Annotated in this window: 6 protein-coding genes; 2 read left to right on the top strand and 4 right to left on the bottom strand. The window is 72.5% G+C overall.

Annotated elements, in window-relative coordinates; genetic code table 11:
• Nucleotides 1-652 precede the first annotated feature (652 nt).
• Nucleotides 653-1,051 carry a hypothetical protein gene (locus tag ACY5KJ_RS11050; RefSeq protein WP_462188079.1) on the top strand — a complete coding sequence of 133 codons (399 nt, stop codon included), beginning with the start codon at nt 653-655 and terminating at the stop codon, nt 1,049-1,051.
• A 9-nt stretch (nt 1,052-1,060) separates the two neighbouring features.
• The gene (locus ACY5KJ_RS11055; RefSeq protein ID WP_462203312.1) at nt 1,061-1,453 is read left to right on the top strand and encodes a transposase; all 393 of its coding nucleotides are present in this window, start codon (nt 1,061-1,063) and stop codon (nt 1,451-1,453) included.
• Here the strand turns inward: ACY5KJ_RS11055 and ACY5KJ_RS11060 are convergent.
• From ACY5KJ_RS11060 to ACY5KJ_RS11075, 4 genes are all read right to left on the bottom strand, one after another.
• Nucleotides 1,441-4,335, bottom strand: a complete 2,895-nt coding sequence (locus ACY5KJ_RS11060; RefSeq protein ID WP_462188080.1) for an AAA family ATPase — start codon at nt 4,333-4,335, stop codon at nt 1,441-1,443. The two genes, ACY5KJ_RS11055 and ACY5KJ_RS11060, sit on opposite strands and share 13 nt — an antisense overlap.
• Before the next feature lie 629 nt (nt 4,336-4,964).
• Complete coding sequence (locus tag ACY5KJ_RS11065) at nt 4,965-5,489, bottom strand: hypothetical protein (RefSeq protein ID WP_462203309.1); 525 nt, start codon at nt 5,487-5,489, stop codon at nt 4,965-4,967.
• Nucleotides 5,490-6,091: 602 nt separating this feature from the next.
• Nucleotides 6,092-7,531 carry an ATP-binding protein gene (locus tag ACY5KJ_RS11070; protein WP_462203310.1) on the bottom strand — a complete coding sequence of 480 codons (1,440 nt, stop codon included), beginning with the start codon at nt 7,529-7,531 and terminating at the stop codon, nt 6,092-6,094.
• Nucleotides 7,532-7,655: 124 nt separating this feature from the next.
• The gene (locus tag ACY5KJ_RS11075) at nt 7,656-7,877 is read right to left on the bottom strand and encodes an AAA family ATPase (RefSeq protein WP_462203311.1); all 222 of its coding nucleotides are present in this window, start codon (nt 7,875-7,877) and stop codon (nt 7,656-7,658) included.
• Between the last annotated feature and the right edge of the window lie 350 nt (nt 7,878-8,227).

Below are 8,227 nucleotides of genomic sequence, written 5' to 3' on the forward strand. Positions count from 1 at the left end.
ATCATCGCAGGTCACAGGCCTGTGGAGGGTTCGAAACGCGCAAGTTATTTCATTTCGACTCCCTAGGTGCGGAATCTGCTTCGCTAATCCCAAGCGGGTGCCGAGGCATACGTCATCAAACCGGCTCTGCACACTACGCCTGAAGCCGTGTTCGACGCCTGACGCTTCGCAACTTCAGGGCTGTAGCGGAGTGCGATGGCGATGGTGTCCGGAAACGGCGACGCACCCACTCCCGGCAAGATCATGATTGTCGAGGAAATGATCGCCGGGGAAACGGGTGTGTCGTGGTCGGGGGTACGTCGTTGGATGTGGATATCGCGTGGATGGTCGGGCTGCCGGGTGGTGCACGTCGAGCGGCGGGAGTCGGGCTGGGTGCAGCTGTACCTGTCGTCGTTGGATGGGATGGCGGTGTGTTACCCGGGCGGTGAGGCCAGGTCGGGGCCGCTGCGTGAGCGTGTCGAGCAGCGGCTGGCGCACCTGGTGATCCGGACGATGGCAGTGGTCTGGGACAAGCGGAGGCTGTACTGCGACAACGACGCGTGCGGGCAGCGGACCTTCGCCGAGACCGGGCCGATGGCCGTACGGGGGGCGCGGGTCTCGGTGTCGGGCCGGGAGACGAGGGGCCATCTCGTCGGGGGACTGGCTGGTCCCGGTGCGCCGGGTCGCCGACGCGCTCGGCTCCAGCTGGCACACGGCCCAGGATGCGCTGGACCGGTTGGCCGAGCTGGCCGGGATCACGGTCACTCTCCCTACCGACACCGCGGGGGCATCAATGCCACGAGCGCCGTGGGCGGCGTGGGGGTGGGGTGCGCGCCGGTCGCGGCGGTCGGTGTCCGAGCCGCGGTCCAGGGTGGGTGTGCTCGGGATCGACTATCGCCGCGGCCGGCCCCGCTATCACCAGGACCCGGTCAGTGGCTGCTGGGTGGCGGACGCGGACCGGTGCGCGACCGGGCTGTTCGACGCGACCGGCGGGCATTGCCTGCTCGGGGTCGTCGAGGGCCGGACCGTTGCGGGCGACGTCGACTGGCTGGCCGCCCAGCCCGAGCAGTGACGCGCCGGGATCTGGGCCGTCACGATCGACATGTCCACGACCTACGCCTATGCCGCCCGCGAGGCGCTGCCCCACGCCCTGCTCGCGATCGACGGTTTCCACGTCAGCCGAGGTGGGACAATGTCTCGGAGAGCAGGATGGTCAGGTGTACCGTACTGGGTATCATCCCTGGTCAGGAGCCGCACGGATCGCCCCCGGTTTGGCTGGCCTGGATCGTCCACTCCGGTGATCTCGCCGGAGTGGAACTGCTCCCAAAGGGTTTATGAGTGTGCTGCGCCCGGATTCTTCGTCCCCTCGGTCTGGCATCAATCGCTTTCACCGCCTGGCTCGGTCGCACCGGCGAACCCGGCTGGCGACATCGCCGGCATGCGGGAGCCGGGGTCACCCGGTCAGCGAAAATGACCGGGTAGATCACCGCGGCCCGCGACGCCGAGTTTGCGATAGATACCGGTCAGGGCCTTCTCCACAGCCGAGGGCGTGACGTGCAGGTGTCGGGCGATGGCGGCGTTCGTCTGGCCGGAGGCCGCGCAGCGGGCTATCTGCAGCTCGCGGTCGGTGAGCGCAGCGACGCCGGAGCCCCGGGGGCGACGCGGGCGTCCGCCGGCCATCGCCAGGCGCTCAGCGGCCTGGTCGGCCAGGGCCTGCGCACCGCAGCTCGCGGCGAGGTCTACGGCCTGGTGGAGCACCTCACGAGCCTCGCGCTTGCGGGCTGCGCGGCGCAGCGCGTCGCCGTACTCGGTAAGGGCGAGGGCGTGCTCGTACCGGGCTGGGGAGGCCTCCAGGCTGCGCACCGACTCGGCCAGCAGGGCCAGCCCGGCCGACCCGCCGGTGACGGTACCGGCAGCGCACAGCGTCTGGCCGATGGCTGAGGCGACGCCGGTGCGCCGCGCCTGCGAGACGGCCTGGTCCGCCAGCTCCCGTGCCCGCGCCGGGTCGGTGTGCCGCCGGGCCTGGGCAAGCAGCCCCAGCCATGGGCACCATGCTGGGTTGACCGCGCCGCGGGCGTCCAACCGCCGGCCCAGATCGGTCAGGACATCGTCGGCCTCGACGGTTCGGCCCTGGGCCAGGCTCAGCTCGGCGCGGACGAGCTGCGGCAGCGGGATTGTCACCGCCTCCGGGAAAGGGCCGCCGTAACTGTGGGCCGCGGTGACCTGCTCCGCTGACTCGATCTTTCCCTGGGCGACCAGCGCCTGCAGCAGGGTGCCCAGCGCGAACCAACGGGCGGGGCTGCGCGGCGCGAGGGAGTCGGCACACCGCAGTGCCCGGCGGGCAGCAGACTCGGCGTCGACGAGCCGCCCGGTGCGGTAGTGGATCTGGCCGTGCAGGGCGTAGCCGAACGCCAGATGGGTACCGTGCCAGCCCTGCTTCTTCAGCTCCGCCAGGCCCGTCGCATGCAGCTCCAGCGCCCGCTCGGGTCGGTCGCAGTACAGGTGACACAGCGCGACCAGGACGGGGATCTCGAACCCCCAGTCCTCGTCCACCCAGCTCATCCCGGTGCCCAGCGCGGCCGCCGCCAGGCCGAGGACAGTATCTGCCGGCTCCCCACGCAACATCGCGTCCCAGGCCCGCAGGCCCAGCAGCGACTGTTCGGTGACCGTCCGCCCGGACATCCCCCGCACCAGACGTGCCAGCCGCCGGGAACGGGCGTGCGCGTCGTCATCGTCCATCCAGAACATTGCCCACAGCATGTGCTCGGCACGCAGCCGTAGCCGGGCCTGGTGGGTCGCCGCCGTGCGGGCCTCGACGTCGAGCAGCCGGACCGCATCGGCCATCCGGTCGTCGTGGGCCAGCGACTTCGCCAGCCGCAGTGCTACGGTCTCCCGCAGCCCCGGCCGCAGACCGGGCTGCGCGAGGGCTGCGGACAGATGAAATATCGCCTGCTGGGGGTCCCGTACCAGGGTGGCCAGGCCGAGACTGTGCAGCACCTCGGCGGCCGCATCCGGCGGGGGCGGCTCACGCCGGGCCCGGTCCAGGAACACGGCTGCTTCGGCGGGCGAGCCCGTGGCCAGGCTGAGCCGGCCGGCCGCAAGCAGAATTCCGGCGGCCCACCCCTCACCCCGCGGGGGCAGCGACAGCAGGTGTGCCGCCGCGTCGAGGCAGCCATGGCCGTGGTCCAGCAGAAGCCGGGCCGCGGCCAGGCGCAGCCGGATGTGGTCCGGGCGGGGAAGCGACCGCAGCACCGCGTCGGCGTACAGCGGATGTGGGAACGTGGGCGGATCGCCGGGACCATCGGGCCGCAGGACGAGCGCGGCCCGTAGCCGGTCGGCCGCCTCCTCGGCCTGCAGCCGGTTCAGGCCCGCCACCCGGGCGGCCAGGTCGAGGGTAGCCCGAGAGCTGAGGATCGCCACCGCCCTGGCCAGCTCCGTCGTCGCCGGGCCGAGCCGGCCGAGCTGTGCCAGCAGGTGGGCGGCCAGCGTCCTCGACGCCAGCGCGGTCAGGGCGGGCAGCCCCGCGCCGGTCGGCGTGACATCCTGTGCCCGAGCCCGGGACAGCACGTCGACGAGGACGAGCGGTATACCTCCGGTCAGCTCGCCGGCCCGCTCGCAGAACGGCTCCTGCGCCCCGTCGCCGAGCGCGTGGCGGACGAGCTCGGCGACACCTCCGGCGCTGAGCGGCCGCAGTCGGTGGCTGGCCGCGGCGGCGACGGCCGAGATGGCGGACGGGAAACGGCGGGGGAGCTCCTCGGGGCGGCAGGCCATGACTATCGCGACCGGCAGCATCTCCACCTGCGACGCGAACGTGGAGATCCAGCCGTAGGAGGAGCGGTCGGCCCAGTGGGCGTCGTCCACCGTCAGCAACAGCGGCCCCCGTAGCCTGCTCAGCCGCACGGCGAGCCTGCTCAGTCCGTCGGCGACGTCCCGCGGGTCCGGGCCGTGCCCACTCTGCCTGCTGGACGCACCGGACGCACCGGGTGGGCCGGAGACGTCACCGCGGACACCGAGGCCGACGGCCCGGGCGAGGATCTCCCCGTGCTCGCCCACCAGCTCCCCCAGCTCGGCCGGTGTGTGCGCCAGCAGCTCACGCTGGAACAACTGGGCGGTGACGAACCAGGGGGAGTCCTGGTAAGAAAGGTCGCCGCGGGCAGCGAGGACGGTGACACCCGCTGAGCGCGCGAGCTCGCGGATCCGCGCCAGCAGAGCCGTCTTTCCCAGGCCGGCCTGGCCCTCCACCAGCAGCACTCCGCCACCGGTCGCGGCGCCACCGAACGCGGGCTGCCCCTGCACCGGGCCGGCGATCCGCCCGATCAGGGTCTCGGCTGCCGATAGCTCCGCGCCGCGTTCCAACAGAGGGGGCGCCTGCGTCGGCCAGCCTGCCCATCCGTCGCCTGCCCACCGGCCGGCCCGCCCATCGCCGGGCTGCTGGGGGATGGTCAGCCCACCGGAAGCAGGACGGCCCGGTGTAAAGCGCGGGGGCGGCTGCGATCAGTGCTGTGTCGAGATGCAGCACCAGCCGTCCCGGTTCGTGATGCACCCTCAGACCGGCGGCGCCATAGCCTTCCAGCATGATCTCGCCGGTGCCGCGGCCATGGTCGAGCACCCCGTGGGCCCGGCCGTTCGCGACGTGTGAACGGCGGTACCGCAAACCGGCGGGGCTCAGATCCGTCGCGGAGCGGCCATCGGTGATGTACGAGGTGTGCACGCCCGCGAAACGACCGTCGGCAGCTACCTGAATGTCGAGGTGGAAATCCTTCAGGTGGAAGCCCTGGTGCTCGGCCGCCCCCGGGACCAGCCGCTCCGCGGAGCACCAGCGCCCCGCATACCCCCGCCGGCCGACGGATCCCGACCCGGCCCGTCTCCCCCGATTACCGAACACGGACGCATCGTAGGCTGCGGATCACCCGGCCTTACAGTGGAGAAACCCATGCGTCTTCCCAGGCCCCTGCCAGGACGGGACGCTCGGGACGCCACCCCGGTCAGCCGCCGCCCGGAGGATCCAGGTCCAGGTCCGGGCCCGGATCCTCCCTGCTCGGCGGATCGTCAGGGTCCAGCGGGGAAAGAGGATGGGGACCTGGGCCCCGCAGGCCGAGATACAGCCCGGCGAGTTCGGCGCGTGAGGCGACACCGTGCAGCCGGTAGAGGTCGCGGGCCAGGTTCTCGGCATGGCCCCGGGAGATGTAAAGCTCGGCGGAGATCGCGTCGAAGTCGTCGCCGCGGAGAATGCGCCGCAGCAGTTGCAGTTTCAGGCGCGTCATCCCCGTGCGCGAGCCCGCGGCGGCATCCGGGCCGCCGAGGGACGCCAGCAGCCGGTGACAGCGCTCCGCGTAGGTCCGGGCGCCGAGGCTGGTGAAGGTTTCCAGGGCGGACCGGAGATTCTCCTCGGCTTTCGGCCGCCGGCGTAGGCTCCGGTTCACCTCGCCGGCGCGCAGCCGAGCCAGGGCGGCGGGGAAGACCATGTGCAGCCGGTCCGCTTCGGCCGCGGCGTGTTCCAGTAGCTCCATGGCCGCGTGCGGCGAGCAGCGTCCCGCGGGCCCGCGCCGCGGCGGCCAGCGCGCAGGGCGAGGCACGGGCCCGGGCCTGCGCCTCGTAGTGGTCCAGCTCGGCCTCGGCCTCGTCGTGGCGGCGAAGCCGGACCAGTGCTTCGACGTGGAGGTCGCGCCAGTCGAAGACGCCGGGGGCGGTGGCCCCGTCCGGATGGGCGAGTTGGGCCACCCGGGAGCAGGCTGCGACAACCCCGGCCGGGTCGTCGAGGGCTGCGGCGAGGTGCGCGGCGGCCGTGGTGTGGAACGCGCACAGCGATGGAACTTCATGGGCACCGTTTTCCGCCGCGCGGGTGAGCAGCCGGCCCGCCTCGGCCGCCTCCCCCCGGGCGGCCGGGACGAGCGCGGCGGTTGCGTAGACGAAGGCGATGACCCACACGTGCCCGGCAGATTCCGCGAGTGCGACGGCGTCGCGCCCCCCCGGCCGCGGACTCGGCCCACCTCCCAGAACGGAAGGTGGCCTCCGCGTAGTGGGCCAGTCCGATGAACCGCAGATGCACCGATTCGATGTCGGCGTAGCCACCGGGGGCGAGCTGTTCGGCCGCGGTGGCCAGATTCCCCGACTACAGGTGCGTCACCCCGCGGCCGACTCGCAGCGTGGCCAGGGTGTGCGCGGTCGGGGCGAGGGTGCCGCCGGCCGCGTCGAGCTCCGCCAGGGCCTGCTGGCCACCGTGCTCGGCCGTGAGTGCGGTGGCCACGAAGACCAGCCCCAGAGCCCGATGGGCGGACGAGGCCGCCGTCTCCGCGAAGGCGCGCCGGCCCCAGAGCTGTGCCTCACGGTAGTGGCCGGCCGGGATGTTCACCTGGGCCAGCCAGGCGGCACTCTGCGCCGCGGTCGCCGCGTCGCCCGTGGAACGCGCCTCAGCCCAGCTGCCCACCAGACCGCGTTCGCCTGCCTCCCGGTCGCCCGACAGCAGGTCCAGATGGGCGCGCACGTAGCGGTATCGGGCTGGTCTTTCCGGGTCGCGGCCCGCACCGTCGCCCAGCGCCGCGGCCGCCTCGTCCTGTTCACCGCCCTGCAGGAACGACATCGCCGCGTCCAGCCGCAGGCCGCGGGCTCGGGCCTGGTCCGGGCTCACCGCGGCGGCGAGCATGAGATGGTCCGCCGAGCGGATGTGCAGACCGGCGGCTGATTCGGTTGCGGCCTGCTGCTCCAGCTCGACCGCGAGCGCGCCGTCCGGGACTAGCGTGGCCGCGGCGCGGTGCTCCAACGCGGTGGCCGGGTCGGTGGATGACCGGGCCACCGCCAGGTGCAGCGCTGTCCGCTCGGCGAGGTCGAGGGCGTGGTAGACGGCCGCGCGGATCAGCGCATGCGGCGGGACCACCCGCAGGTGCGGCGGCTGACCGGACGTGGTGACCAGACCGTGGCGCAGGGCGTCCCCGAGAGCACTGGCCGGGTTGGCGACATCGGCGATCACGGCGGCCTGCGCCGGCGCACAGGCCCGACCCAGGACGGTGACCACTGCGGCGAACCGGCGCCCGTCCGGCGGGCAGGCGGCAAGACGACGATGGACCAGTGAGGCCAGCGACTCCGGCGGCGGTGGTGCCCCCACATCCGTCGCCGGGGCGATCGCGTTCCCGCCCTGGTGGGCAAGCAGCATCGCAAGCCACAGGGGATTTCCCCCGGTGGCATCGACGAGGGACTGCAGTCGGCGACGCGGCTGGCGCCCGGCCCCGACCGCGTCGCACAGCTCATCGAGTTCGTCGGCGTCGAAGCCGTCGAGGCGCAGGACGGTCCCGCCCACCTCGGCGTGACGGCGCAGCTCGTCGAGGCCCGGGGAGCTGTGTGGACGCCCGGTCAGCACCAGCAGCAGCGGCAGCCGGCCGGAACGCAGCAGCAGATAGTTGACCAGCCGTAGCGAGGGCTGATCGCACCAGTGGATGTCGTCGAGGTGCAGAACGACCGGCCCGGCGGCGCACAGGTCCGTGACGGCACGGGTCAGCAGGTCGCCGGTCCAGCGGATCCGCTGGTCGTCGAGAGGCCTGGAAGCATCGCCAGCCATGGTGGCCGGGGCGCCCAGCACGTCGAGCAAACGAGCCGAAAGTTCCAGATCGTGCCTACGCCCGCCTTCACCGGCCGCGACGCGGAAGACACGGAACGTGGGCCCGGCCTCTGCCGCGGAGCCATCACCGGAGTTTTCGCCGCGGTCGGCTGCCAGGTCCGTTAGGAACCGGTTCAACTGCCAGGTCCGTTAGGAACCGGTTCAACAACGTGGTCTTCTCGACCCCGGCGCGGCCTTCGACTAGGACACAACGGCACCCGTACGCGGCGACAGCGGCGGCGAACTGTGCCGCGAGTTGGCCGAGCTCAGCTGACCGACCGACGAAAACAGTCGTGTTCGAACTCACTCACCGCACCCCCGCCGCACGGTCCGAGATCCCACCTGTGGATCACAGTACCGGCAGACGGACAGCCAGGGTTGGCCGAGCTGTGCGGCCGCGGTGGTCAGGCGAGACGGGACCGCCAGGTGTGCCTCGCCCGTGCCTGCGCCGGGCCCGCGCGGCGTGGACGTCCTGCCTGCCCGCGTTGAGGAGTCTCCACATAGGTACCCCCGGAGCTTTACCCCTGGCCGCTCCGGAGGAGAACCGCCCGCCGGTACAGGCGGGGGCTGCCCGGGATGAGCCCCGTGTCGAGCAGAAGGGTCATCTGGCCGGGTGCCGACTCGAAACCGAAGGCGCTGCGCCCGGTATCGGGGCTC

The organism is Frankia sp. CcWB3 (genome assembly GCF_977927595.1).